The sequence below is a fragment of the Bacillus sp. OK048 genome (genome assembly GCF_900103525.1).
In the GTDB taxonomy this organism is placed as follows: Bacteria; Bacillota; Bacilli; order Bacillales; family Cytobacillaceae; genus Neobacillus.
In genome coordinates this window covers 46,199-72,385 of record NZ_FNHN01000009.1, presented here as the reverse complement: position 1 = coordinate 72,385, position 26,187 = coordinate 46,199, and the positions used below count along the sequence as shown (strand labels likewise).

Below are 26,187 nucleotides of genomic sequence, written 5' to 3'. Positions count from 1 at the left end.
GCTGGTGAGCCTGTTAATTAAATAGTATCTTTATTATTGATTCTTCGCGATTTCCAGTTTCAGTGCAATTAGTCTTTTTATTTTGTCCTTCAGTCATCTTAATTCCCCCTTGGAAAACAGTATCTTCTTTAATTGCAGTACCCTTTTCTTAAGTATTCGACTTATAAAATATCCATCCAAATCTTTATAGCTGTTGCTAAAATTAAAAAGGATAATACCACTTGTAAAACCTTGGTATTTACTTTTTTACCAGCCATTGCACCTAATGGTGAAGCTATTAAACTTGCAACAATCATAATTACGGAAGGTAAGAATTCTACTTGTCCAGTAGTAATCTTTCCTATAGTCGCACCAATTGAAGAAAGGAATGTAATAGCCAATGAAGAAGCAATCGTCATACGTGTTGGTATTTTTAAAACAACTAGCATGATTGGAACTAATAAAAACGCTCCTGCTGCTCCAACGATTCCGGAGCCAATTCCAACAATGAATGCTAGCGATGCTGCCAGCCATTTATTAAACTTCACTTGATCTAATGGGATATCATCAATTCCTTTTTTCGGAACAAACATCATGGCAGCGGCTATTAATGCTAATATCCCATAAACTAAATTAATTCCGCCCTCTGACATTAACCTTGAACCAAAACCGCCAACAAAACTACCAACTAAAATGCTGGCTCCCATATATCCAATTAGTGTTTTATTTAAATAGCCTCCTTTACGGTACGCCCAAACACCACCGATTGTCGCAAAAAACACCTGAACAGCGCTTATCCCTGATACTTCGTGGGCACTAAATGCAGCTAAACCAAATATAGGGGGAATATATAAAAGCATCGGATATTTAATAATAGAACCGCCTATTCCTAACATTCCAGATATATATGAACCAATAAAACCAATTATGAAAATAGTAATAATAAAGCCAATATCCATGGTACTACCTCCCCCTTAAGAAAAGGGAACCCCAATCGGTTCCCTATTTCTTAACCTTTTTTTATCCAGAACTTCAAAACATCGTTCTCCGCTTCGTGTTTCACAACCTCGTGACCGCCTGATTTTGCCCATGCTACAAGGTCATTTTTTGCCCCTTTATCCGTCGCATGGATTTCTAACACTTGACCACTTTCTAATTCATTCATCGCCTTTTTTGTTCTTACAATCGGCATCGGGCAGGCCAACCCTTTTGCATCTAAAATCTTATTTGCCTCCATTTCTTTTACCTCCTAGTTATTGTTGTTTTTATCGAACGGCACAGCGATTTGGTCCAACTTCCATTTCACGTTGATTTTCTTCATCAGGATTTATTTTCCCCATATTCGTTTCACGAATTTCTTGATACGCATTAGGTTGTGGTGGTAAATTTTCCGTTACCAATTTTCTAAACTCATTTTCGTCTTCAATGTTCAAGCCATGGTTTTTAGCATACAGTGTTCCTAATTTTTCTGATACACTGCCATCTTCATTCAATTCTTCAATGATCATAAAGTGAGCAGGAAGAACGATTAAATCCTCTGATAATTCTCTGTAGCGTTTATAAAGACTTTCTCTCAAATCTCCAACCCAATCTTGTGCCAAGCCGGCTAAATCAGGTCTTCCGATTGAATTAATAAACAAGATATCTCCAGATAGTAAAAACTTTTCATCCACAATAAATGAAGTAGACCCAATGGTATGACCTGGTGAATATAGGGCATGAATATTGATTTTCACGTTACCGATTTCTACTACATTACCGTCCTTTAATGGCTGATAAGAAAAAGTTACTTCTGTTGCATCCTTTGGAGGCAGCCAATAAGTTGCGCCTGTTTTTTCTGCAATAATTTTTCCACCGGAAATGTGGTCCGCATGTAAGTGTGTGTCAAAAACATGAGTAATTTTTGCGCCAATACTTTCAGCAAATTCAAGATAGATATCCGTCATCCGAGTGGCATCAATAATAGCGGCCTCGCCGTTTGACACAACCATGTAAGATAAGCATCCTTTACCAATACGTACAAACTGATAAATTTCGCCACCATCTTTTAAATCCCCGACTTTTACAGGTTCTAAATGCTCACTCCAAGCTTTCATTCCACCCTGTAGGTAAGAAACAGTCAGTCCTTCATCAGAGAGCATTTCAGCCACCATAATAGATGATCCTTCCTTCGCACACACTACCAAAACTTCTTTATCAGAAGGAATCTTTTCCATAATCCCTTCAACACCATCTAGCAATTCAAAATAAGGGATATTAAAATAATTGAAGTTTTCCCCTTCAATTTTCCAATCCTGAAAGTCACTCTCATTTCGAACATCTAGAATAAATAATTCTTCCTTATTAAAAACTTTCTTCGTTACCTCTTTAGAAGTCATTGGATTGACAGTCATATCAACTTACCCCCTACGGTATATTTTATTTCAAAAAAATTGACTAATCTACGATCTTATCCTATAGTGCAGTTGTTTTTCCGGACCATTGACTCATCCCTGGTAGTACGTTAATAACTTTAGTAAATCCCTTTTCTGCTAGCTTTTGTGCAGCAAGGTCACTACGACTTCCTGTCCGGCAAACAATATATATTTCTTTTGCTTTATCTAATTCACCTGAACGTTGTTCTAGTTCCCCCAAGGGAATAGAGATAGCATTAGGAATATGATTAAAAGCATATTCCGCTGTTTCTCTTACATCAAGAACAACAATTTTTTCACTTGTAGCAAGTTTCTTTTCGAGTTCGTTATTATTAACGACATTCGGATGTTTTCTCTCAATTGTTTCATCATTAGAGGACTTTCTTAAATAATGCTTTAATACTTCTCCTTCCTCCAACGTGCCTAAATACTGATGACCTGATCTCTCAGACCATGCCTTAATATCAGCTTTGGATCCCTTATCTGTTGCTTGGACTTCCAATACTTGACCAGCCTCTAATTCGCTCATAGTCTTCTTTGTTTTAACAATTGGCATTGGACATGCTAATCCTTTTGCGTCTAAAATTACGTTTGCTTTCATGCTATCCATTTAACATCCTCCTGCCTTTATACTTATACGGGTATTGTTGTGGTTAAAAAATTTATTCTACTTTCCCTTCCCAGGACAACATTCCACCTGTCATATTAATCACATTAAATCCTTGATACTCAAGAAATTGTGATGCCTGACCACTTCTAGCTCCAGACCGGCAAACCATGATATATTCTTTTGATTTATCTAATTCATGCATACGGAACTCCAATAATCCTAAGCGAATATTTACAGCACCAGGTATCTTTCCACCTGCTACCTCATCTACTTCACGAACATCAATAATATTTAATTCTTTTCCTTCATTTAGTAATTGTTCAACTTCCTTTACAGTTATTGCTTTCATTTTTAAAATCCGCCTCTATTTTCTTTTATGACCATGCATTCATGCCGCCTTTTACGTTTGTTACTTTCGTATAGCCTAATTTTTTTAATATCTTACTTGCTTGTCCGCTTCTCATTCCGCTTTGACAAATAACAATTACTTCTTTGTCCTTTGAAAGTTCTTTCTCCGCTTTTTGTGCAAGTAAATTAAGGGGAATATTCTTAAATTGCCTAATGTGATTTCCTTTAAATTCTCCAGGTGTTCTTACATCTACAAACAATTTATTTTTATCCTTTAATTCATTTTTTAATTCTGTTGTTGAAATATTTCTTACACCTTTAGTCGGCATGAAACGATAAACAATAAATAAGATGAAAATTGCAATGAATACGTAATTGATATATTCCAAGTCTAGCCCTCCTATAGTTTTGGGAAAAAATTCCCCATATAAATTAAATGAACAGATTGACATTACCATCTTCAGCTTCTGCTAAATATGCTGCAACTCCTGCATACTCAATATTATCTAAAAGCTCTTCTTCTTGCAGACCCAGTAAATCCATCGTCATCGTACATGCTATTAATTTTACATCCTGCTCTTGTGCCATCTCAATTAGTTGAGGAAGAGGCATTGCATTGTGTTTTTTCATTACTTTTTTGATAAGCTTAGGTCCAAAACCAGCAAAATTCATTTTGGATAATCCCATGTTATCAGCGCCTCTTGGCATCATTTTTGCAAACATTTTCTCCAAAAATCCTTTTTCAACTGAAATACTTTCATCTTTTCGTAATGCATTTAATCCCCAGAAAGTGTGAAAGATCGTTACTTCATGATCATAGGCGGCTGCACCATTCGCAATAATATAAGCTGCCATTGCTTTATCATAATCACCGCTCAATAAGACGATTGTTGTTTTTTTCTTCTCTGTCATTTTTATGACCTCCTATATATTAATTACCTATACGGGTATTTGTTTTAACCAAAAAATAATTACGCTACCCTTACCCCTATGGGTATAATGTTAATAAAAATAAAAGAGGGTGTCAACCCTTTTTTATCGACTTTTAACTAGTAGGTCTACTGCTTCTTTGATTAATTCTTCTGCACTTCTTTCATGTGTTTCCTCTGCTTTTTTAACACACTCGACTAAATTTGAACTTACAATTACCCCAATTGTTCGATCAATTGCTGTTCTAGCTGCGGATAGCTGGGTAATAACATCTTTACAATCCTTTTCTTCTTCCATTAATCGTAATATTCCTCTAAGCTGCCCCTCGATACGTTTAACCCTATTTTTTATTTGATCATTATAGTCCATGACTTTTACCTCCTTAACAGTAGAATTTTCACTTTAGACAAATCAAGATCTCCTATTTGATAATTTATTACAACCAAAAACTGGAAAATATCTTTTATATAGTATATCTAGTATTACTATTGACGCTAATATTAAATATATCATTTAAGCTTCCTACAAAGAAACAAATTTCAATGACACGCTCAATAGTATACCCCTATAGGTATGGTGTCAACGGTTTATTAAAAAAGTTTTTCGAATAAAAGACCGCTGTTACCAGCGGCCAATAAAATACTCGCCATTTCAAAATCAATTGGTAACCTACCATTCTATAGTTCAGTCCCCTGTAGAATATGAAAATTTATATTATACCAGTAAGAAATATGAACCAAATAATAGGGCAATAACAATTATTAATACACTAAGAGTAATAATATATTTTTTTGATGCTGTATATGTTTGGTTATTAATCGTATTGATTTTTTTTAGATAAACAACGGTTGCCATAATGATTGTAATGATTCCGATACCAACTGAAGCAATTCCAATCATATTTGCAAGTAAATCCCCAACAGGTGAAAGACTTTCTTTCATATTAAAATGTAAATTCGTAACTAAGAAACCCACTCCTATGATTGCAATAGCAGTTCTAATCCAAGCTAAAAACGTTCTTTCATTTGCTAAATGCTGCTGAATGTATCTCGAATCGAGTGTTGGTATGTTGTCTCTCTCTTTTTCTATTTCTTTTCCGATACTCATTGCTTCCTCCTCCTTAATTTAGGATTTCCTTATTAATTTATACCCTTATATCCTCTTTATACCTCAAGAGAGACGATATCCTGATATTCCAGGAACCCTAGTGGCTTTTTTATGTGGATAGAAGACTCCTTGAGAATCTGAAAATTTTTTCCGTTTTCCTCCATTTTAAAGCATAATACCTTGGATAGTATTTGTTCACGAAACGCTCAAAATTAACCGAATCTTAACTTTGTTGGTGGATGCGCTATGAATTGGACAGCAATGTTCCTATTATTTTATTATCGACAAAAAATACAGAAAAGGACCGAATTGAGGGATTAAAAAAAAGTTTACTAGGGTGAGTCAATTGGTAGCAGTCAAGGGGACGGTTTATGGTTACCCTATATAAGGAATCTTATGTGATAAAGACATAACCGTACCCATGGTACCTTAATTACGTCAGCATTAGGTGTTTTTTCTATCTTAATAGGAAATTTTCTTGATATTATGAAAGTATAAAAATAAAACTATAGTTTTGGGGGGTTCCTAAAGAAAACCTCCCAAATCAATTTCCTGACTTATTTTAACAGGATACTAACCTATTCCAAACCAAATCGATATCTCGTAACCGAGAAATATTTCTGATCCTTATCAAGCACTACTGATGGAAATGTAGGATGATTGATTGCATCTGGAAGACCTTGTGTTTCCAAACAGATTCCCAAGTACTTTCTCCATGGAACACCGCGAATTTCTCCTTCATTGCTTAATGAATTACCAGAATATACAACAACTCCGACCTCGTCCGTTTCCACAATTAACGTTCTTCCGCTTTCAGGGTCCTTCAGTACTATTTCTCTGTCACGATTGCTGTTTAAAACAAATGGATGGTCATACCCTTCCCCTACTAAATCATTTTGCGGATGATTGGAGAGAGTTCCTGTTTTAATACTCCTCTCTTGCGTAAAATCAAATGGGGTGTTTCTTACATCTAAAAGTGTACCGGTCGGGATAAATTCTGGATCCAGTTCTAAAAACTTATCACTCTTAATTTTTAATGTGTGATTTAATATATCCCGTTTCAGATTGCCGGTTAAATTAAAATAAGAATGGTTTGTCACTGTCAAAAGTGTCTTTTGATCTGTATCAGCATCATAAGTAATAATTAATTCGTTTTCGTTATTTAGTGTGTAGGTAACATTTATTCTTACATTTCCAGGATACCCTTGCTCACCATCAGGGCTTAAGTACTTGAATTGAACTCCTGCTTCATCTCCATTTTCAAATACTTCGGCATCCCAAATAACCCTATTGAATCCTTTTATGCCGCCGTGAAGATGATTAATTTTTTCATTCTTTGCAAGTGTATAGCTTCGTCCATCCAATTCAAAATGTGCTCCTTTTATCCGCCCGCCCACGCGGCCAACAACAGCACCGAGAAATGCTGTGTCGTTCAGATATTCCTCAAGAGTATCATACCCAAGGACAACATTTTCTAAATTCCCCTGCTTGTCAGGTACGATAATTTTAGTAATTATACATCCAAAATTGATACAGGTTATTTCCGCTCCTCGGTCATTTGTGATTTTATAAGAATATATAGACTGATTATTGTGTTCCCCAAAGTCTTCCTTTATAACTTCCATGTAATTCCCTTCTTTGCATCAGATGATAAAAACGTGCCCTATAACTAAAAAGAATTCCTGCATTACATATGAAACAATTTTGTGAATGACGTTTAATTTAATGAGAATCTTTCATACATGTCATTCTCCTTAATCAAAAGTTTAATATTAGAAAAAAGGCCGAAATAACAACTCCGGCCTCAAGAAAAGAATTGGATAAGCATATCAAATTCTCTACGATTTATTTATGATCAACTCAGAAGTGTCTCTACTTATGAATATCCTAATTCAAAATGCACGCTTCCAAACCTCATACCGCTATTTAAGCAACTTTTCCCTTAGGTTGTCTATTTTCTCCAATCTTTTCAATTTCCTCCAAAGTACGACCTCGAGTTTCAGGTACGCATGTCCGGATAAATAAAACACCAAGTAAACAAATAGCACCGAAGATTGCAAAAACAGCTTCTTGAGCCATCGAAGCGATCATGATTGGAAATAGCAATCCAACCAAGAAAGAACCAATCCAGTTAAAGGATGAAGCTAATCCTGACGCTCGCCCGCGAATGATCAGTGGGAAAACTTCTCCAACTATGACCCAAGTTAAAGGAGCCCACGTGAATGAATAAAGTGCTACATAGATACTTAAAAAAACAACGATCATCATCGGATTCGCATTAGGAATTAATAAATTCAATATTGCCGGCAAAATAAAGGATAGCCCCATAATTGTTCCGCCTACTGTTAGTAAAGTACGGCGATTAAATTTATCAGCAATCATTAGGAATAATAATGAACCTAGTACGAGAATAACCCCTTGAATAATTGGCCACATCAGTACTGAGCTGGCTTCATTCCCTGTTGCTTTTTCAACAATCATAGGAATATAATAAAAAATTGCGTTTGCACCCTGGAATTGTTGAAAAGCAGCAACACCCACACCGGCAATTACTAAATAACGGTATTTATTACTTAAGAGTGTACCCCATGATGCTTTTTGATTTGCCTTTGCTTCCTCATTGGCAGATTCTTGAATTTGTGCTATTTCAGAATCAATTTGTTCTTTGTTAGAGCGAATATAGCCCAACACCTTACGAGCTTCAACAATTTTATTGTTCTTAATTAAAAAACGTGGTGATTCGGGTAACCTTAACACTCCAATAAATAAGATCACAGCAGGTATGGCAGCCAAACTAAGCATCAATCGCCATGCCATTGTTCCTGGTAAGTCTTTCAATAAATAAGCGACAATGTACGAAAGCAACATTCCAGAAACAATCATTGTTTGATTAATTCCTGACAGACGTCCACGTAAACGTGCAGGCGCCATTTCCGACATATAGGCTGGGACCAACGCAGAAGCAGCACCAACAGCCAATCCTAATAAAATCCGAGCAACAATCATAAAAAGGATCCCATTATGAGGGGATATTCCTGCCAAAATGGATCCAACAGCAAAAATGATAGAAGATATTAAAATCATTTTGCGCCGTCCTAAACGATCAGAAAGTTGTCCGGCCAGGGCACCTCCAAAAATAGCTCCAAACATCAACGAAGAGGTAATCCAGCCAATAGCACCAGGGTTGTTTTGAAGATTCCAATCATGTTGCAAAAAAGGCAAAGCACCCGTCATAACGCCGATATCATAACCGAAGAGAATTCCTCCAAAAGCCCCAAAAAAGTATATGAAGCCACTTGAGATTTTCTTTTCATTAACCATTAAAGTTCCCTCCTCAAGGTTTTAAAATTATCTTTTTAAAAAATCCCACTACTAAAATACTGATTATTTTTAGAAATAATAATAGTGTTATCAAACTAAAAATTATGCTAGTATATTCAACCTAACAAATTATTTATTGGGATGAATTCTGTGTCCTTATTGTACTATTAAAACGTTTTCATCTATTCCTGAAAACCACAACCATGCTTACAAATAAAGGGATACCTATTTTTCCCCTCCAAGGAAGCAAGGCCTCCTTGAAGGAGAGAGATATTATTTAATAACTACGTATTCCAAATCAACAAGTCTTGCATAGGTTATAATTTGATCTGTTGTTAAATTCAATGAAACTACTGTATGGTGACCCCCACCATTCTCAATCCAAGCTTTAACCCCATCTTGGAAATTTGGTTTAACTTCCCAAAGTACACGTGCTACTGGAAGGTTAGGAGCTGGAATAGTTGGCTCAAATGCAGAAACCTCGTTGATCAATAGTTTGTAATGAGTACCAAAGTCAGCCATTGAAACGACCACACCGTCTCCTGCTTTACCATCAAATACTAACCGCGCTGGATCTTCACGATCACCTATACCTAATGGAGATACGATTATTTTCGGTTTGTTGCTTGCTAAGGTTGGGTCTACTTCAAGCATATGGGATTGAAGGACTGATTCTTGACCAACTGTTAATTCATATGTGTAATCTTCCATAAAGCCAGTTGATTGATTATGGCTCATCACTTTAAGTAAGCGATCAAGTGCTGCCGTTTTCCAATCCCCTTCACCTGCAAATCCATATCCTTGTGCCATCAACCGTTGGACGGCAAGACCAGGAAGCTGTTTCATTCCATATAAATCTTCGAAGTTAGTTGTGAAGGCATTGTAACCACCAACATCAAGGAAGCGTTTAATGGCGATTTCATAGCTTGCCTGTATTTTTACACTTGCTTCCCATTCTTCCTTACTGTTAGTACCATAATCAAATTCATAAAGGTCTGCGTATTCTGCTAATAAATCATCAATTTCTTCTTCCGTAACTGCATTCACACATTTAACAAGGTCACCAATTCCAAAGTAGTCCACTGTCCATCCAAATTGAATTTGTGCTTCAACCTTATCCCCTTCGGTCACTCCAACATTACGCATGTTGTCCCCAAAGCGAGCGACCTTGATATTGAAGCTTTCGTTATAAGCAACCGCTACGTCCATCCATTGTGCAATTTGACGTTGCACTTCAGGGCGCTCCCAGTAACCTACTACAATTTTATTTTGCTTTTTCAATCGTGCATTAATAAAACCATATTCGCGGTCACCGTGAGCGGATTGGTTTAGGTTCATAAAGTCCATATCAATCGTTGACCAAGGAATACTTTCATTGAATTGTGTTGCTAAATGTAGTAATGGTTTTTGTAATAACTTTGTTCCACGAATCCACATTTTTGCAGGTGAGAATGTATGCATCCAAGTGATAATACCGGCAACCTCGTCACGATAGTTGACTTCTTTCATTATATTTGTGATTGTATCAGCACTAACGGCTAAATCTTGCAATACAAGTGGATAAGGTAAAACGCCGCTTTCATTTAATGCATCAGTCATCGTTTGTGCGTGTGCTTTGACTTCCGCTAACGCTTCTTCCCCATATAGATGCTGTGATCCTACCACAAACCAAAATTCCTTTTTATCCATTATTGACATAATAATCCTCTTTTCTTAGATTAATAGTTTTATATTATTTTTGTCCGTAATATGCGTATTTCCCATGTTTTCGTAAATAGTGCTTATCTAAAATACGTTGTGGTAATTCCACAGCAAAATGATTTAATCCTCGTGCAAATAAATTCATTTTCGCAACTTCATCTAATACCACACTGTTCATTACTGCTGATTTTACATCTTTTCCCCACGTAAATGGACCATGACCATGTAGTAAAACACCAGGAACCTCTAAAACATCTAACCCGCGTTCTTCAAATGTTTCGATAATTACACGACCAGTTTCCGCTTCATAACCACCATCAATCTCTTCTTGTGTTAAGAATCGCGCACATGGTATAGAACCATAGAATGTGTCTGCATGTGTGGTTCCCATCGCGGGAACATCAAGACCAGCCTGTGCCCAAATTGTTGCCCAAGTTGAATGTGTGTGTACAATTCCTCCAATTTCCGGAAAATGCTTAAAAAGTACTGCGTGGGTCATTGTATCCGAAGAAGGATTCAGTTCTCCTTCCACCACATTGCCATCTAAATCAACAACCACCATATCACTAGCTTTCATCGTTTCATATTCAACACCACTTGGCTTGATAACAAATAAACCACTTTCTCGATCGATTGCACTTGCATTTCCCCAAGTGAATTTCACAAGTCCATGTTTAGGCAAGTCCAAATTTGCCTGAAACACTTCTTCTTTTAGTTGTTCTAACACGTCTGTTCCTCCCTCTTTCTACTCATGAAATTAGATGGTCAACAGCAGCCTGTTCAATCACTAACCCTTTTTTGTATCGTTTGATAAAATCTTCAAACCCTTTAATGTCATATCCATCTGGATAAATTTCTTGTCCATCAACATCTGCAAAGACTTTATTGTCGAGGAAGTCCTCTAAGCTTTCTTCTTGTTTTTTGTTCATCATATAAGTAGCAAGGATAGCAATTCCCCACGCTCCACCTTCTCCAGCGGTTGCCATAACTGAAACGGGGGCATTTATTGCAGCTGCAACAATTTTTTGTCCAACTACAGGGGTTTTAAATAAACCACCGTGAGCTAAAATGTTATCAATGGCGACATTTTCTTCCTTTTTCAAAATATCCATTCCGATTTTCAATGCACCAAATGCAGTAAAAAGATGAGTCCGCATAAAGTTCGCCAAATTAAAATTGCTCTCAGGTGACCGGACAAATAATGGTCGTCCTTTTTCTAATCCAGTGATATTTTCACCTGATAAATAGCCGTAGCTAAGCAAGCCACCGCCATCTGGGTCCGCTTCCAAAGCTTTATTCAACATCACTTCAAATAATTTATTCATATCAACCGTTTGTCCCATTGCCTCAGAAAATTCACGGAACAAGCCAAGCCAAGCATTAATATCACTTGAGCAGTTATTTGCATGAACCATTGCAACTTGACTTCCATTGGGTGTGGTTACCAAATCAATTTCCGGATATACCTTTGAAAGCTCTTTCTCTAATACAATCATGGCAAAAACTGAAGTTCCAACTGAGACATTTCCAGTGCGCCTTTTCACACTATTGGTCGCAACCATCCCTGTTCCCGCATCACCCTCTGGTGGACAAATTGGAATACCAGGTTGTAAATTTTGTGATCGATCAAGAATTTTCGCGCCAACTTTAGTTAATTCTCCTGCTTGGTCGCCTGATATATATACTTTGGGAAGAATATCTTTTAGCTTCCAAGGATAACCTTTGGTCGCAATTAGTTCGTCAAACTGTTTGACCATCAATTCATTGTAGTCCTGGGTAGCTTCATCAATCGGGAACATGCCCGAAGCATCCCCAATGCCAATTGCTTTGTTACCAGTCAGTAACCAGTGAATATATCCAGCTAAAGTGGAAATAAAATCAATACGAGGCACATGTTTCTCCTCATTTAATATTGCTTGATAAAGGTGAGCAATACTCCACCTTTCAGGGATATTAAATTGGAACTTATCAGTTAATTCTTTTGCTGCAACACTTGTTGTTGCATTACGCCAAGTTCGAAACGGAACAAGTAGCTCACCTGTTTTGTCAAAAGCCATATACCCATGCATCATTGCGGAAAATCCAATAGAACCAATTGTTCGAATTGTGATTCCATAATTCTGTTCAACTTCTTGTTTCATTTCACTATAAGCTGTTTGCAGTCCAGTTATAATATCTACTAGGTTGTACGTCCAAATTCCATCTTCTAAGCGATTTTCCCACTCGTAACTTCCAGATGCAATTGTTTCAAAGCTATTATCAATTAACACAGCTTTGATACGTGTGGATCCGAATTCGATTCCAAGTGATGTTTCTCCCTTAGTAATTGCTTGTTTAATCTTTACTTGGTTATTTTTCACAATATTCACCTCTTTGATAACGATTTCAAAACTTACAATCGAAAGATGGCGCTTTCTTTCCGTTTAGTTTTATTCACAACTTTAGTATATTTTCTGTACGTACAAATGTCAATAATTAAATTATTTGTGCGTATGTAATTTATAATAATAATTACGCTATTACTGCACAAATGTATGTAACGGAAAGGATTCACTTGATATAAGACCTTAATAAAAAATAGAGAAGATAGAAAGGTTTTTACCGTTTGGTAATTTGTATGATAATTAGGTAGAATCTATTTATAACTTCAAAGCCATGATAAAATATGTCCATACAAATATTTTGAGTGAATTAATTAAAATACGAACAACTATGAGGGAAGTGATCTACATGATACATAAGTATCAGGTCATCATTGATGATATAAAGAGTAAAATTCTTTCAGGAGATTACAGCGTAGGAGAACAAATACCTACTGAATCCGCCATGCAGGAAAAATACGAAGTTAGCCGGCACACTGTTCGAAAGGCCATTTTAGAGCTGTCAAAAGAGGGATTCTTAAGAAGTGAAAAAGGATCTGGCACTTATGTTAGTAACCAATATCAATCAAAATCTGGTGGAATTTCCAATAATAAAACAATCGGTGTAATCACGACCTATATTTCTGATTACATTTTTCCCTCAATTATTCGTGGAATTGAAGGTAGGTTGAATGAGGATAATTATTCGTTACTATTAGCTAGTACAAATAATGATGTCGAACAAGAAAAAAAAGCTTTGGAAATGATGTTGTCCTTTGGGGTGGACGGTTTGATTGTTGAACCTACGAAAAGCAATCTATACAATCCCAATATTGCTTACTACCTATCGTTCAAGGAACAGGATGTTCCGTTCATCATGATCAATGCTTATTATGAAGAACTAGAAGTTCCTTTCTTTTGTCTCGATGACGTGCAGTCTAGCTACCTCGCAACAAAAGAATTGATTTCGAAAGGACACACACAAATTGGACTTATTTCAAAAATGGATGATTTACAAGGAAAGTATCGAATGAAGGGCTATATAAAAGCGCTCGGGGAAGCCAAATTACGATTTCAACCAGAGCAGGTTCTTTCGTACAATACAGAGACGAAACTGGATCTATACACTAACCTGAAGGAATTCCTAAATGAAAATAGAGACCTAATAACTGCAATGGTTTGCTATAACGACGAGGTAGGGTTAGAAGTGGCAAATGTATGCAGACAACTTGATATTTCTATTCCAGAAGAATTATCAATTATTGGCCAGGACAATTCTTATTTTGCCAGAAGTGCTAATATTAAACTAACGACACTAACACATCCACAAGAACAAATGGGACGTGATGCAGCTGATTGGGTCATTAAGAAATTACAAGGAAAGAAGGATTTACCAAACCAAACCTATTATCAGCCAGTCTTAATTGAAGGCGAAACTGTAAAAGAGTTAGAAGTACAATAATCTTGGTAATCTTTAAAGAATTGTTTGGTTAAATTTTATTAGCTCCACTCGAAATACCAATTAATACAGAGGTTCGAATGGTCTTTTTTATTTGAAGGACTTATCGGAGTATATAGAGGGCAGGGAAATGACACAATAGCTTCGAGGATTATTTGTTAAAAGAAGGCTATGTTATTACCCATTGTTGATTTTCGTGTAGGTATAAGAATTCATAGGCGGAGAATTTCCGGTTATTGTCTATAGTGGAGGCTTTAGAGGCAGAAATAAGCGGAGATATTACGCTTAACTGCTCTAAATAAGACAAAATCCACCGATTTGGATCGTATAACCGGAAAAACTCCGCTTATTTTAAGGAGAATATGGGTATTTCACAATATAAACGGAATTTCTCCGCCTATTTTTCAAATTGAGTGAAATCAACATTTACCTTTAACACAGCCTAAAAGAAAATAGGAACAGTTAAAGCTTAGGTTCATTTTAAGAAGTAACTGCTCCTATCTATTCAATTAAATTTATCAACACACAGCACTACACATGGCTTGAGTAGTGATTGCAGACTATTTCAACACTAACTGCGACACGCACTCAACGTGTGTCGTCTGCGGAAACATATCAACTGGCTGCACTTCCACAGTTTTATACCCACCATCTTCTAGGATTCGTAAATCACGAGCAAGTGTGGCTGGATTACAGGAGACATAGACGACCTTTTTGGGTTTCATTTCAATGATCGTTTGCAAAAGGCTTTCGTCACAGCCTTTTCGCGGTGGATCCACGACCAGTACATCAGCAGAATTTCCTTCTTTATACCACTTTGGAATTACAACCTCTGCTTCTCCGGCAGCAAACTCTACATTTGTGAATTCATTAAGCTCTGCATTCCGTTTTGCATCTTCAATCGCTTCTGGAACGACCTCCACACCGAAAACCTTTTTAGCCTTTTGGGCAAGAAAAAGCGAAATTGTTCCGATCCCACAATAAGCATCGATGACAGATTCGTCTCCTTTGAGCCCCGCATATTCCAACGCCTTATCATATAAGACCTTTGTCTGAACTGGGTTTACTTGATAAAACGAAAGTGCAGAAATAGCAAATTTTACATCGCCAATGTAGTCATAGATTACTTCATTTCCCCAAAGAACGTTTGTTTTTTCACCGAGAATGACATTTGTGCGTTTGGAATTCACGTTATGGATAATCGATTTTACCTTCGGGAGACGAGCAACAATTTCTTCAACTAATTTAGTTTTATTCGGAATATCCACCGTTCTCGTAATCAGCACCACCATTAGTTCGCCTGTTTGCTGGCCGTACCTCGCCATAATGTGGCGAAGAACACCTTTATGTGACTCTTCTTGGTAAGCTGATATCCCTAACTCGCTGCAAATTTCCTTTACAGCCTGGACAGCCTCATTAATATCCGGCAGTTGGATAAGGCTTTCGTTTGTATCAACGATTTCATGACTTCTAGGTTTAAAAAATCCAGCAATCAGCTTCCCACCTTTTTCACCTACAGGTACCTGCGCTTTATTTCGGTAATGCCATGGGTTGTCCATCCCTAAAATCGGGTGGACGATCACATTCTCTAGTTTTCCGATCCTCGTCAGCACCTGACGCACTTGGTTCTCTTTATATATCAACTGGCCTTCATAGCTAATATGCTCAAGCTGGCAGCCGCCGTATTTATGCACTTCACTACTTTCGATTTCCATTCGATACGGACTTTTTTTATAAAGTTCAATTACTCTTCCAAATCCGTAGCCTTTATTTACTTTAATGACCTTGATCTGGGCTTTTTCTCCAGGGAGACCATTTGGAACGAACAAGGGATAGCCATCTACTTTTGCTACTCCAGCGCCATCATGTGTTAAATCCTCAAAAACTACTTCTATATAATCATTTTTACTTACTGGAATTGTTTTGGTCATTGTTTACTTCCTTTACTCCGTTTTGACTAGCAAAATTGTAACACAAAGCCAGCCAGATTGCGAAATCAGCCATTAAACGCATTAATTGTCGGATTGTTTTTATTTAACAATATAACAAAAGTGTTTATGATTAATACAACCCCGTTAAAAGGAGGTGGTTACGATCAAGAAGTTAAACATTCTTCCCATCGCATTGCTCCTTACCTTCATTTCCTTTTCCGTACTTCATCATTCCAATGTATTAACTCATACACATCATGCCAATAAAGCCGTCCTGATGATGGATGATTGGAATATGAAATCCCAAAGCGACGATGAAGATAAACATCTTTTAAACCTGAACGTTACCGGGATACTTGTATTAATTTCATTAATCGTAGTCATCCTTCGTAAAATCTTTTCTGGAATGCATAACAAGATATTCACTTTCCTTCTCCCCGTATTCCATCAATCGAACTATGTAATCCCCTCCCTAAATTGTTAAGTTAAAAAACTTACAATAAGGGAGGAAAAACAATGTGGATCCGCTATGTTATCATTGGTGCTTTTTCATTAAGCGCTGTTGGTATGCTAACCTATCAAGGAATCGAAATTTACCATGCTTTTATAGACTTCTTTAAGAATAAATAAAACAGGAATCCCGCGGATATTCGATATAAACCTGCGGGATTCCTGTTTTATGAAGTATACTACTATGTGTAAAGTCGGTATTTTTATCGACTTTTTTCTGCTCCCCGAGACTTTTCCTTTATAAAGATTACTCCAAGCAAGCCAATCGTGGATGCTGTTACATGAAACTCCCTCATCACTTGGTCAGTAATCAGTCCAGGGGCCGTTCGTTGGCTCGCCATTAATAAATATGTCACCAATACAGAAGCAAATACAACCCATCTAAATCTGCTATTTTGTTTGTCCAATGATATCTACTCCTGTTTGCTTTTATTCTTATATATATGGGTTTCTGGTTAAGGTAGAAATACAGTTTTAAAAAGTAAATTTTTTATGGTTTGTATAGGGGACAATAAAAGGGAGGAACAAAAAAAGACACCCATCACTGGGTGCCTTCCACTTATCTATTCTGCCTTCATTTCCGCAACTTTCTCTTTCACTTCTTCAATATTTCTCATTTTGTTATCCCAGCATTTTTGGCTAAGGTCAACAGGATATTCCTCCGGGTTCATGGTCCGCTTATACTCATCCCAGAGAGCGTCAAGGTTTTGCTTTAAATAATCACGTGACTCCTCTAGGCACGGAGTTTCATAAACAAGTTCACCTTTAGAAAAGATCACTTCATGAAGCTCTTTTGCTGTAAAGTTTGTCACGACCTTATTCATATACGTATGTGTTGGGTGGAACATTCTCAGCTTCTTCTCTGGCAGTTTTTCATCGGCAAGCGAAATGTAGTCCCCTTCCGCATGATTGTTCTTATTATTGATGATTCGATAAATTTTCTTAATCCCTGGTGTTGTGACTTTTACCGGATTGGAAGAGATTTTGATCGTATCCTCCATTTTTCCGTTCTCGCCTTCAATCGAAACAATTTTATAAACTGCCCCAAGAGCCGCCTGGTCGTAAGCAGTAATCAGCTTAGTGCCAATTCCCCAGCTATCTATTTTTGCACCCTGTGCTTTCAAGTTGAGAATCGTATACTCATCCAAATCACTAGAAGCAACAATTTTCGCATCCTTAAATCCTGCTTCATCGAGCAATTTACGTGCTTCCTTCGAAAGATAGGCAAGGTCACCGCTGTCAAGGCGGATTCCAATAAAATTGATAGAATCCCCCATCTCCTTCGCTACTTTAATGGCATTTGGAACACCTAGCTTTAGCGTATCATACGTATCAACCAAAAAGACACAATCCTTATGGGTTTCTCCATATTTACGAAATGCCATATATTCATCCTTATAAGCCTGTACCATCGAATGGGCATGTGTACCGGAAACAGGAATTTGAAACAATTTACCCGCTCTCACATTACTTGTACCTTCAAAACCAGCAAGGTAAGAGGCTCTCGCTCCCCAAATGGACGCATCCATTTCCTGCGCCCGGCGTGTCCCGAATTCCATCGCAATTTCATTACCAAGAACCTGCTTAATTCTCGAAGCCTTTGTAGCAATCAATGTTTGATAATTAACAATGTTTAATAAGGCTGTTTCAACCAACTGTGCTTCAGCTAGCGGTGCATCCACGCTTAAGATGGGCTCATTTCCAAAAACCAACTCGCCTTCTTTCATACAGCGGATTGTTCCAGTAAAGCGTAAGCCTTTTAGATACGCTAAAAAGTCATCTTTATAGCCAACTTCGTTTTTCAAATATTCCAAATCATCTTCAGAAAAACGGAAGCCCTGAATATATTGAATGACCTTTTCCAAGCCAGCAAATACAGCATACCCATTCCCAAATGGGAGCTTACGAAAAAACAATTCGAACACAGCGCGTTTATTATGTATACCGTCTCTCCAATACGTTTCTATCATATTGACCTGGTAAAGATCAGTATGCAGAGTTAAGCTATCATCCTGATAAATGTTTTTCATCATAATCCTCCGAACCACTACTTTTTCAACATTTTAAACAATTTTACCATTATAAAAACTATTTAACCATAGCACCAAGCGATGCTTCAAAATGGCCCAATGCCCATTCATGACCCTTTTGATTAAAAGAGGCAACACCATCCTTATAAACAACGATTTTAAAACCCTTATTATAAGCATCTACAGCTGTATGAAGTACACAAATATCGGTGCAAACACCTACGAGATGCACCTCTGTGATTCCCCGCTCTCTTAGCTTAATTTCAAGGTCTGTTCCAGCGAAAGCAGAGTACCTTGTTTTATCTATGTAATATACATTATCACGTTCCTTATTGTCATCATAGACAGTTTGCAGCCCGCCAAACAAATCTCTGCCTGAAGTCCCGCGAATATTATGCGGCGGGAACAATTTCGTTTCAGGATGATGTTCATCCCCTTTATCATGAACATCAATCGCAAACACTACATAATCGCCAGCCTCAATAAATTCACGTGTTAATTGAACAATTTTACCCTCAATTTCTTGCCCTGGCACACCGCAGGTTAATGCCCCGGTATCTGCTACAAAGTCCACCGTATAATCAATATTTATTAATGCCTTTTTAACCATGACAATCCCTTCCCTTCATCATTACTATTTCTGCACATGAGCCATTTATTCCTTTAAACTCAAAAAGCCCGCTCCAAATGGAACGCGCCTTTTTTCAGCTATATCTTGTTCCCGGCACCCAATCAGTTGGTTTATCAAGCGGGCGAATATCATCGAGTGGTACAAACACCTCTAAATGCCGGTACAGGTTTGCAAATTCAGCGGGCAGCAATCCGCCAAATTCACCATCAAGATTTACTTGTACCTTGTCTGTAGAATATACTTTAATCCGGCTAGCCTTCGCATAAATCACATTCGGATCATTCACATGCTCGCCGCGGATAGCTAACGTTGCCACTCGGACAAACTCCGCTAAATTAATCTTTTTCAAAATGAGCAATGAAAATAAACCATCGTTAATCGATGAATCCGGTGCAATCTTTTCGAAGCCGCCAATTGAATTTGTCAGTCCCACTAGGAATAACATTGCTTCCCCTTCAAACAGCTTACCATCATATTCAATAGTAAGGTCCGTTGCTTTAATCGAAGGGAGCATTTCCATCCCTTTTAAATAATAGGCTAGCTGCCCAAGCATCGTTTTTAATTTACTGGGAACTTCATAGGTAAGTTCCGTAATTCTGCCACCGCCGGCAATATTAATAAAATATCGATCATTGATTCGGCCAATATCCACAGGAATGAGTTCGCCTTTTGTGATAATATCCACAGCTGCCCCAATGTCCCTTGGTATATGAAGAGCTCGGGCAAAATCATTTGTGGTACCGGCTGGGATGATTCCCAGTTTAGGACGGAATTCTTGTTCGGCAAGTCCATTTACCACTTCATTTATGGTACCATCCCCGCCTGCAGCAATCACAACATCATACTGTCTTTCAACCGCAATTCTAGCAGCGGCCGTTGCATCACCGGCACCCGTAGTGGCATGGCAAGAGGCCTCGTACCCGGCCATTTCAAGCTTCTCCAGAATTTCCGCGAGATGGCGCTTAAGAATTTCCCGCCCTGATGTAGGGTTATATATTAATCGTGCTCGTTTCATTATACATCATCCTAATTTTTTGAAATCAATAAATGGCATATGATGGGTCTCTTCTATATTCTACCAATTTACACCTTGGCATACAATGTTTAACCCCAGCAACAATATTTTTCATCCATATAATGCCGTCTATTATCATACACTTTTTTTATTTTTTGCAAAAAGTAAGATGGAAAATCACTTTACATTTAAGCTGACATAATGGGTATTCGTAATAGAAATATGATAATTCCCTTCCCCAGACTGGTAAACTGCGTTTCTTTCTATTCCTTTATTCGGGTCACTTGTTTCAGTTACCTGCCATGCTCCATCCTTGCCATTCACTTGGCCAACACCATCCGCTCCAATAGTTAAATCGCTGTCCTCAGCAACCTTAATATCTATGGATGACGCACCATTTATACTCCAATCATTTTCAAGAGACCTTGGATTTAAGGTAATGTCATTACCATTTCCAATCACCTCTAGTTGTACACCATTAGGAATAAGAATAGTAGCGGCAACTTCTTGATGACTATAAAAAGGTCCCAACTCGTTCGGCAGGGTCTTTACATTTACATAAAGAGTATCTCCCTTTTTATTGGCATACACATAATCGTCCGCACTCTTAATGAGCTTTTCCTCGTTCGCGGTCTGTGTCCGGTATGTACCAAACATCGACACTTCCTTATCATCTGTCGCTTCAATCGTTGTTTGGTAGCCTGTTGTTCGTAACACTACCCGTTTAATACTATCATCCATTTGATAGGAGAAGTCAGGAAGCTCAAACGACCGCTCTTCCCTTGCGACCACCTCCTCTACCTTCCCCATAATTCCTGTAGCACTCAGCGTTGCGAACAAGATCCCAACCATTCCAAGCAAACCAACAAACAAGATACTAACAAAATCATATTTTAATATTGGTTTCTCCTGCCGACGTGAGAAAAATAAATAGAAGAGAATCTCAATTCCCAGGACAATCAACAATACCGGCCACCATGCCGTCATCACATGGACTAAATCAAATCCCATAAAACGGGAGAGAAAAAGGAAAAGACCAAGAAAAACAAGCGATGCCCCCATCGAAAACGTACCAACACGCCAAGTTCTCATTCTTGCTCCCCCTTTCCTTTTCTAAAAAGGAACCCGATTCCAGCTCCGATTAAGAGAAATCCTGTTAGTGTGTTTTTCCACCTTTTCATGATTTTTCTGCCTCCCTCTTCTGCTTGCTGCCTGCTAATAACTTAATACCGCCGCCAATTAACAACACACAAACAAGTCCCGTCTGAAAATATCTTTGTACCCAATACATTAAATCTATCTGAATGATATTTGAGATCATCGGGGAGAACACGGGAATTAACACATTAATTAGTAGGTAATATAGCCCCATGACAACTAAACCAATTCCAACCCATTTTTGATGATTAACTAAGTAAGAAATGATGGGAACATCCTCTATTTCTTCCTCACCGTATTTTGAAACCTTTTGCATGGCGTCAAAAAAACTATAGAACCAGATAATCGGTACTAAGAACAAGAAGATTCCCAATCGTAAAATGTCTAGAATATAGATTGAAAACAGAAACGCTGCCATCAACTGAATACCGCGTCTTTGTAAGCCTAGATATAAATGTCCTGCACCTGGAAAAATAGAGAGGAAGTTGGCAATTGCTTTACTTTTCTTCCCGTCTTCCCTGCGTGTTTCAAAGTCTTCAAAGATCGTTCTATCGATTAACTCTTCACCGCGCTGCTTTTTATTTACCTGTTGGACAGCGTCAAAAAATCCATACACCCAAATGATTGGCAATCCTAGCATAAACACCATAAACTCACCACGGCCACTAAGTGCCGTTACAAAGATCACCATTACCGCGAGTCCTAAGAAAGATGCTAACAATGTCAAACCGCGATTCATTAGTCCAAGCTGGAAATGACCTAAACCTGGAACAAACGACAACACAATCGTATGAAACCGTTCTGACTCCTGGGTTACTTGCAAAGGTGGTGCATCCGGATTCGCTGCTTTAAGTACCTTTTTCTGTTTGGAAATTTGCACACCCATGTCAATAAAACTGACTAAGTAGATGAAGATTCCCAACATAAACAATATAACCGCAATTTCTCCATCATGAGTAGATACTGCAATAACTGTAAAGAATGCTAAACCTACCACAGATAGTAAATACAGCACCCCCCTAAACATATTGCCGAAATATATATGACCGAGGCCCGGAAAGAGTGATAGAGTTAACGCCTTTGTTGAGCTTTTCATTTTTTATTTGCCTCCTTTTTCTCCAAAGAATCCATCCATGCAAATGTTTTATCAATAACCTCTTCTGTTACCGAAGCCCTTTTTTCCTTACTATGCTGCGGTGCCTCGACAGCACTTGCATAGGTAGCAAGTGATTGAAACACTCCCGAAAAAGTTAGTAACAGCGTTGCAGCTGCTGCAATCAAATAGTGGAAAGCAACCTGTTGATAGAATGGCTTTTTCGACTTTATTGATGGTTTTTTAACAACTTCTTTTTGTTTCGAAACTTCAGCCATCACTAGATCGGTAAAGCTGGAGTCATTTGAAAGGAGTGGAAGTGATGATTCATGTACCGATAGTGCTTGTAAATAATGCTCGAGACATTGGTCGCATACATATAAATGACTTTCAAGTTCCTCACGGGCCTTATCATTGACTTCATCTTTGACGTAATTCAGCCATTCATCATAACTAAAATGTTTCATGAAAAATCGTCCTCCTTCCAATTCTTTTTCATCCAGACTCGCGCGCGGTAAAGCTTTGTTTCAATTGTTTTCACTTGTACATTTTGTTCCTCAGCCATTTGCTGATAACTTTTTTCAGCTATATAAAAACCGTAAATAACATCGCGATAATTATCTGGGAGCTCCTCAAGTCTCTTTCTTACCAGCCTTTGACTATCGTTAACGATTAGTTCTTTCTCAACACCATCTTTAGGTGTCCCCAGCGCATGCTGTTCAATGGCTTCAGCCACTTCTTCTTTACGTCTAGCAAGCTTTCTCTTAACATCGATTGCATGATTAACTGCTATCCGGGTCATCCAAGTCTTAAAACCTTGATTCTCATATTGGGGGAGAGCGGTATAGATTTTCATAAAGACTTCTTGCGCAGCATCTTCTGCTTCCTTTTGATCACGAAGTACAGCAAAGACGGTCCGGAACACATCATTACGGTACTTCTCAACCAAAAGGCGAAAGGCATGATCACTGCCGTCGATTACTTTTTGTATTAAAGCCGAATCACTAATCGCTCTCTCCCCCTCTCTATCTGACCTACACCTTAATAGACGAGATCATTCGAAATAACCCCTACACTTTTATCAAAAATATTTTTCATACATAAAATAGTAGCATAAAAAGACGTGCGATAAAGCCGCACGTCTTAGATACTTTTCTATTTAAGTCTTAATCTAGCATTCTTAGTATACATACATTACAATCATGTGGAATGACAAATGGCCCAGTGTCCGGCAATGAATTGGTTAATTCCAATAGAGCAGTCGCTCTAGCTTTCTCTTCTAATCCCGCAAGCCAGGAAATCGATTCAACCTTTTCTACCCAGGACTCCTTCGTATAGGTAACCGAATAGTTAAGTTTATAGAAATCCCTCAGCTCAAAGCCTTCCTTTTGCCATTCACCAAACCACTCAGATGGAAAGCCGTTAATCCTGTGCTTAGATTCCGCTTTTGTTCCCGCTGGTTTTAATCCACCGGGTACATATTTTGAGATTACATCGAATGTCTGATCAACCACTAGTGGACCTGCAAGGAAACCAGAATCAATAACAAGTAATAACCCTTTTGCCTTAAGTATTCTTTTTATTTCACGAATTGCCTGTTCCCGATCAAACCAGTGCCAGGCGCGCATGACCGTTACCATATCAAACTGTGAATCTTGTAAACCTGTTTCTTCAGCAGTACCTTGTACATAAGGTATATGATAATTTTTTGACACATTTAACGCCAATGCCTGTTGTAGTAATTCATTAGATGAATCCACGCCCATAACGTCTGCCTTCCTCATTGACATTTTCCTTGTTAATGCACCTGTTCCACATCCAATATCTGCTACTTTTTTCCCGTCAAAAGAAATACCACGAATAAACAAACTATCCATTAAACTTGCAGGAATATCTTCTCTTGCCCTTGCATAACTTTTAGCAACTTGACCAAAATCAATCTGTTCCATGTCGGTCGCCCCTTTAAAATAACAATATCAGAAATTACTAAAATGATACCATTGAAGTATGGTAAAATGCTATTGTTAATGTAGATACTCTCACAAAGGAATGATGATATGGTCTGGTTGCTAATCCTTTCCTCCTACCTGATTGGCAGTATTCCTACTGCGCTGATTGTGGGCAAGCTTGTTTTTGGGGTTGATATTCGTGATCATGGAAGTAAAAATCCTGGAGCTACCAACACATTAAGAGTTCTTGGCAAAGGATCCGCCATCATTGTCGTACTCGTTGATATTGGTAAAGGTGCACTCGCTGCCTCTCTGCCTTTATACTTCAACATCGACGTTGAACCACTTTACTTTGGACTCGTGGCAGTTATAGGCCATTGCTTTCCAATTTTCGCAGGTTTCCGTGGAGGTAAGGCCATTGCTACCACTGCCGGAACCCTGGCAGTAGCGAATTTACCATTGGGCTTACTTGCTTTTGGAACGTTCTTTTTGGTGATTTTTTTATCCAAGTACGTGTTTTTGGGATCCATTTCCGTTGGGCTTAGCATGTTGGTTTACTCTTTCATTTCGCAGGAACTTGATTTTGAACTCATATTTTTATCTTTTACTTTATTTTTATTGTATCTCCATCGCTCGAATTTTCGGAACTTCATTCTAGGAATTGAGCCAAAAATCAATGATAAAAACCTTGTAAATGATCGACTTCCACCCAAAAATAATAGCCTCAAAATGTAAAGAATCCCTGTGATCATCCAGGGATTCTTTTTTTCATTATAGTAGAACTGAAATAATACTGTTTGCAACGGTTTGCCATGTTGATGGATCTGTTTGATAAGTAGTGCCCAAGCTCTTATAAAAAGCTAACTGCTTCTCTTGAAAATCTGGAGCATCCTTATCCGGCAATTCTGCACGGCCTTTTTCTACAAGTGCCTGCATTTCCGGTGCACGAGGTCCCCATACCCCAACTTCATTTCCTTCTTGGTCGATAAAAATAAAGATGGGAATCGCTCTAGACGTACCGTTTGTTAAATACTGATCCATTAACTCTAGATTCTGGTCCCTAAGTACAAACCGAACTTCCATGTTTGCAGCTTCGGCTATTCTTAGTAACACTGGGTTGTTAAGCATGGCGTCCCCACACCAATCCTCTGTTAATACAATCGCTTTCAGGTTCTTTGACTGGAGTGCTTCAAGTTTCTTTTTATCCACACTGTCTAACTCAAAGCGGTCATAAATGGAAACCATTCCTTCTTTATTTCGTGTCATTTGGCCGATATATTCATCTTTTGTTAACCCTTTTTGAAACCAAGAATTCAATTCCAACATAAACACTCCCTTCATCTTACTATTATCATAATCAAATCAATTCTCACTTACAAATTGTAGGATTTTCGCCAAAATAGAATAGCTACACTCTTCGACAAATCCCACTAATCAATCGTTTGATTAGTGGGATGTCCAGCCCTTGTACAAAAAGGATACCTCATTGAAATTGGGTAGAATATTGTCTCTCAATCAATCGTTTGATTAGTTTTAAAAAAATCCTTGTTAACAAAGGGTTTATTGGCATTTTTCCAAAAAAATAATGTCGATATACTGTTTGATTTTCACTCATTTTAAACCACTTTAGAATCTACTTCT

27 protein-coding genes and 1 pseudogene are annotated in these 26,187 nt (G+C 37.9%); 3 read left to right on the top strand and 25 right to left on the bottom strand.

Annotated features, from left to right (window positions below; all coding sequences use genetic code 11):
* Positions 1–161: 161 nt before the first annotated feature.
* The 14 genes from BLR86_RS16965 to BLR86_RS16900 all read right to left on the bottom strand — a co-directional run bounded on the left by BLR86_RS16965 (position 162) and on the right by BLR86_RS16900 (position 12,770).
* Positions 162–938 (bottom strand): sulfite exporter TauE/SafE family protein, encoded by a 777-nt coding sequence (locus tag BLR86_RS16965; protein WP_090763949.1) that lies wholly within the window; start codon positions 936–938, stop codon positions 162–164.
* 50 nt (positions 939–988) lie between these two features.
* The gene (locus BLR86_RS16960) at positions 989–1,216 is read right to left on the bottom strand and encodes a sulfurtransferase TusA family protein (RefSeq protein ID WP_090763947.1); all 228 of its coding nucleotides are present in this window, start codon (positions 1,214–1,216) and stop codon (positions 989–991) included.
* A 28-nt stretch (positions 1,217–1,244) separates the two neighbouring features.
* On the bottom strand, positions 1,245–2,372 hold the full coding sequence (locus tag BLR86_RS16955; protein ID WP_090763944.1) for an MBL fold metallo-hydrolase: 1,128 nt from the start codon (positions 2,370–2,372) through the stop codon (positions 1,245–1,247).
* 61 nt (positions 2,373–2,433) lie between these two features.
* Complete coding sequence (locus tag BLR86_RS16950; RefSeq protein WP_090763941.1) at positions 2,434–3,003, bottom strand: sulfurtransferase TusA family protein; 570 nt, start codon at positions 3,001–3,003, stop codon at positions 2,434–2,436.
* Positions 3,004–3,055: 52 nt separating this feature from the next.
* On the bottom strand, positions 3,056–3,352 hold the full coding sequence (locus BLR86_RS16945) for a rhodanese-like domain-containing protein (RefSeq protein WP_090763938.1): 297 nt from the start codon (positions 3,350–3,352) through the stop codon (positions 3,056–3,058).
* Between the two features lie 25 nt (positions 3,353–3,377).
* Entirely contained in the window at positions 3,378–3,740 is a 363-nt protein-coding gene (locus tag BLR86_RS16940; RefSeq protein WP_090763933.1) for a rhodanese-like domain-containing protein, read from the bottom strand.
* A gap of 43 nt (positions 3,741–3,783) precedes the next feature.
* Positions 3,784–4,263, bottom strand: coding sequence for a DsrE/DsrF/DrsH-like family protein (locus tag BLR86_RS16935; RefSeq protein WP_090763930.1), 480 nt, complete (start codon positions 4,261–4,263; stop codon positions 3,784–3,786).
* Positions 4,264–4,386: 123 nt separating this feature from the next.
* A complete protein-coding gene (locus tag BLR86_RS16930; protein WP_090763927.1) occupies positions 4,387–4,650 on the bottom strand; it encodes a metal-sensitive transcriptional regulator in 264 nt (87 codons plus the stop codon).
* A 345-nt stretch (positions 4,651–4,995) separates the two neighbouring features.
* Positions 4,996–5,388, bottom strand: coding sequence for a YidH family protein (locus tag BLR86_RS16925; protein ID WP_090763925.1), 393 nt, complete (start codon positions 5,386–5,388; stop codon positions 4,996–4,998).
* A gap of 578 nt (positions 5,389–5,966) precedes the next feature.
* Positions 5,967–7,013 carry an aldose epimerase family protein gene (locus BLR86_RS16920; protein ID WP_090763922.1) on the bottom strand — a complete coding sequence of 349 codons (1,047 nt, stop codon included), beginning with the start codon at positions 7,011–7,013 and terminating at the stop codon, positions 5,967–5,969.
* A 301-nt stretch (positions 7,014–7,314) separates the two neighbouring features.
* Complete coding sequence (locus tag BLR86_RS16915; protein WP_090763919.1) at positions 7,315–8,709, bottom strand: sugar porter family MFS transporter; 1,395 nt, start codon at positions 8,707–8,709, stop codon at positions 7,315–7,317.
* A gap of 273 nt (positions 8,710–8,982) precedes the next feature.
* A complete protein-coding gene (gene araA / locus BLR86_RS16910) occupies positions 8,983–10,407 on the bottom strand; it encodes an L-arabinose isomerase (protein WP_090763916.1) in 1,425 nt (474 codons plus the stop codon).
* Between the two features lie 34 nt (positions 10,408–10,441).
* Positions 10,442–11,137, bottom strand: a complete 696-nt coding sequence (locus BLR86_RS16905; protein ID WP_090763914.1) for an L-ribulose-5-phosphate 4-epimerase — start codon at positions 11,135–11,137, stop codon at positions 10,442–10,444.
* A gap of 22 nt (positions 11,138–11,159) precedes the next feature.
* Complete coding sequence (locus BLR86_RS16900; RefSeq protein ID WP_090763911.1) at positions 11,160–12,770, bottom strand: xylulokinase; 1,611 nt, start codon at positions 12,768–12,770, stop codon at positions 11,160–11,162.
* A gap of 370 nt (positions 12,771–13,140) precedes the next feature.
* Here BLR86_RS16900 and BLR86_RS16895 point away from each other — a divergent pair, with 370 nt between their 5' ends.
* On the top strand, positions 13,141–14,232 hold the full coding sequence (locus BLR86_RS16895) for a GntR family transcriptional regulator (protein WP_090763907.1): 1,092 nt from the start codon (positions 13,141–13,143) through the stop codon (positions 14,230–14,232).
* 557 nt (positions 14,233–14,789) lie between these two features.
* Here the strand turns inward: BLR86_RS16895 and rlmD are convergent.
* The gene (rlmD, locus tag BLR86_RS16890) at positions 14,790–16,160 is read right to left on the bottom strand and encodes a 23S rRNA (uracil(1939)-C(5))-methyltransferase RlmD (protein WP_090763901.1); all 1,371 of its coding nucleotides are present in this window, start codon (positions 16,158–16,160) and stop codon (positions 14,790–14,792) included.
* A gap of 154 nt (positions 16,161–16,314) precedes the next feature.
* Between rlmD and BLR86_RS26455 the strand changes: the two genes are divergently transcribed.
* The gene (locus BLR86_RS26455) at positions 16,315–16,644 is read left to right on the top strand and encodes a hypothetical protein (protein ID WP_139185636.1); all 330 of its coding nucleotides are present in this window, start codon (positions 16,315–16,317) and stop codon (positions 16,642–16,644) included.
* 280 nt (positions 16,645–16,924) lie between these two features.
* On the opposite strand, the pseudogene BLR86_RS16885 reads toward BLR86_RS26455, so the two are convergent.
* The 9 genes and pseudogenes from BLR86_RS16885 to BLR86_RS16845 all read right to left on the bottom strand — a co-directional run.
* Positions 16,925–17,077 (bottom strand): annotated as a pseudogene (locus BLR86_RS16885) (MFS transporter); the annotation flags it as partial.
* Between the two features lie 156 nt (positions 17,078–17,233).
* Positions 17,234–18,700: a nicotinate phosphoribosyltransferase gene (locus BLR86_RS16880; protein ID WP_090763896.1), complete on the bottom strand. Its 1,467-nt coding sequence runs from the start codon at positions 18,698–18,700 to the stop codon at positions 17,234–17,236.
* Between the two features lie 58 nt (positions 18,701–18,758).
* A complete protein-coding gene (locus BLR86_RS16875; protein WP_090763893.1) occupies positions 18,759–19,310 on the bottom strand; it encodes a cysteine hydrolase family protein in 552 nt (183 codons plus the stop codon).
* Positions 19,311–19,404: 94 nt separating this feature from the next.
* A complete protein-coding gene (locus BLR86_RS16870; protein WP_090763890.1) occupies positions 19,405–20,346 on the bottom strand; it encodes a diacylglycerol kinase in 942 nt (313 codons plus the stop codon).
* Between the two features lie 177 nt (positions 20,347–20,523).
* Positions 20,524–21,438: a LiaI-LiaF-like domain-containing protein gene (locus BLR86_RS16865; RefSeq protein ID WP_090763887.1), complete on the bottom strand. Its 915-nt coding sequence runs from the start codon at positions 21,436–21,438 to the stop codon at positions 20,524–20,526.
* An 85-nt stretch (positions 21,439–21,523) separates the two neighbouring features.
* The gene (locus BLR86_RS16860) at positions 21,524–22,600 is read right to left on the bottom strand and encodes a hypothetical protein (RefSeq protein ID WP_090763884.1); all 1,077 of its coding nucleotides are present in this window, start codon (positions 22,598–22,600) and stop codon (positions 21,524–21,526) included.
* Entirely contained in the window at positions 22,597–23,064 is a 468-nt protein-coding gene (locus BLR86_RS16855) for an anti-sigma factor family protein (protein ID WP_090763882.1), read from the bottom strand. Before BLR86_RS16855 ends, BLR86_RS16860 begins: the two co-directional genes overlap by 4 nt.
* Positions 23,061–23,606, bottom strand: coding sequence for an RNA polymerase sigma factor (locus tag BLR86_RS16850; protein WP_090763878.1), 546 nt, complete (start codon positions 23,604–23,606; stop codon positions 23,061–23,063). Before BLR86_RS16850 ends, BLR86_RS16855 begins: the two co-directional genes overlap by 4 nt.
* A 157-nt stretch (positions 23,607–23,763) precedes the next feature.
* Positions 23,764–24,546, bottom strand: a complete 783-nt coding sequence (locus BLR86_RS16845; RefSeq protein ID WP_090763876.1) for a class I SAM-dependent methyltransferase — start codon at positions 24,544–24,546, stop codon at positions 23,764–23,766.
* A 108-nt stretch (positions 24,547–24,654) separates the two neighbouring features.
* On the opposite strand from BLR86_RS16845, the gene plsY reads away from it, so the two are divergent.
* Positions 24,655–25,281 carry a glycerol-3-phosphate 1-O-acyltransferase PlsY gene (plsY, locus tag BLR86_RS16840; RefSeq protein WP_090763873.1) on the top strand — a complete coding sequence of 209 codons (627 nt, stop codon included), beginning with the start codon at positions 24,655–24,657 and terminating at the stop codon, positions 25,279–25,281.
* Positions 25,282–25,317: 36 nt separating this feature from the next.
* Here the strand turns inward: plsY and BLR86_RS16835 are convergent, their stop codons facing one another.
* Entirely contained in the window at positions 25,318–25,872 is a 555-nt protein-coding gene (locus tag BLR86_RS16835) for a thioredoxin family protein (protein ID WP_368086793.1), read from the bottom strand.
* Positions 25,873–26,187: the final 315 nt, after the last annotated feature.

Excerpts from the sequence above, each read along its gene's own strand:
- BLR86_RS16965 (WP_090763949.1), bottom strand. The coding sequence starts at position 938 with ATGGATATTGGCTTTATTATTACTATTTTCATAATTGGTTTTATTGGT.
- BLR86_RS16960 (WP_090763947.1), bottom strand. The coding sequence starts at position 1,216 with ATGGAGGCAAATAAGATTTTAGATGCAAAAGGGTTGGCCTGCCCGATG.
- BLR86_RS16955 (WP_090763944.1), bottom strand. The coding sequence starts at position 2,372 with ATGACTGTCAATCCAATGACTTCTAAAGAGGTAACGAAGAAAGTTTTT.
- BLR86_RS16950 (WP_090763941.1), bottom strand. The coding sequence starts at position 3,003 with ATGGATAGCATGAAAGCAAACGTAATTTTAGACGCAAAAGGATTAGCA.
- BLR86_RS16945 (WP_090763938.1), bottom strand. The coding sequence starts at position 3,352 with ATGAAAGCAATAACTGTAAAGGAAGTTGAACAATTACTAAATGAAGGA.
- BLR86_RS16935 (WP_090763930.1), bottom strand. The coding sequence starts at position 4,263 with ATGACAGAGAAGAAAAAAACAACAATCGTCTTATTGAGCGGTGATTAT.
- BLR86_RS16930 (WP_090763927.1), bottom strand. The coding sequence starts at position 4,650 with ATGGACTATAATGATCAAATAAAAAATAGGGTTAAACGTATCGAGGGG.
- BLR86_RS16925 (WP_090763925.1), bottom strand. The coding sequence starts at position 5,388 with ATGAGTATCGGAAAAGAAATAGAAAAAGAGAGAGACAACATACCAACA.
- BLR86_RS16920 (WP_090763922.1), bottom strand. The coding sequence starts at position 7,013 with ATGGAAGTTATAAAGGAAGACTTTGGGGAACACAATAATCAGTCTATA.
- BLR86_RS16915 (WP_090763919.1), bottom strand. The coding sequence starts at position 8,709 with ATGGTTAATGAAAAGAAAATCTCAAGTGGCTTCATATACTTTTTTGGG.
- araA (WP_090763916.1), bottom strand. The coding sequence starts at position 10,407 with ATGTCAATAATGGATAAAAAGGAATTTTGGTTTGTGGTAGGATCACAG.
- BLR86_RS16895 (WP_090763907.1), top strand. The coding sequence starts at position 13,141 with ATGATACATAAGTATCAGGTCATCATTGATGATATAAAGAGTAAAATT.
- rlmD (WP_090763901.1), bottom strand. The coding sequence starts at position 16,160 with ATGACCAAAACAATTCCAGTAAGTAAAAATGATTATATAGAAGTAGTT.
- BLR86_RS16880 (WP_090763896.1), bottom strand. The coding sequence starts at position 18,700 with ATGAAAAACATTTATCAGGATGATAGCTTAACTCTGCATACTGATCTT.
- BLR86_RS16875 (WP_090763893.1), bottom strand. The coding sequence starts at position 19,310 with ATGGTTAAAAAGGCATTAATAAATATTGATTATACGGTGGACTTTGTA.
- BLR86_RS16870 (WP_090763890.1), bottom strand. The coding sequence starts at position 20,346 with ATGAAACGAGCACGATTAATATATAACCCTACATCAGGGCGGGAAATT.
- BLR86_RS16865 (WP_090763887.1), bottom strand. The coding sequence starts at position 21,438 with ATGAGAACTTGGCGTGTTGGTACGTTTTCGATGGGGGCATCGCTTGTT.
- BLR86_RS16860 (WP_090763884.1), bottom strand. The coding sequence starts at position 22,600 with ATGAAAAGCTCAACAAAGGCGTTAACTCTATCACTCTTTCCGGGCCTC.
- BLR86_RS16855 (WP_090763882.1), bottom strand. The coding sequence starts at position 23,064 with ATGAAACATTTTAGTTATGATGAATGGCTGAATTACGTCAAAGATGAA.
- BLR86_RS16845 (WP_090763876.1), bottom strand. The coding sequence starts at position 24,546 with ATGGAACAGATTGATTTTGGTCAAGTTGCTAAAAGTTATGCAAGGGCA.
- plsY (WP_090763873.1), top strand. The coding sequence starts at position 24,655 with ATGGTCTGGTTGCTAATCCTTTCCTCCTACCTGATTGGCAGTATTCCT.
- BLR86_RS16835 (WP_368086793.1), bottom strand. The coding sequence starts at position 25,872 with ATGTTGGAATTGAATTCTTGGTTTCAAAAAGGGTTAACAAAAGATGAA.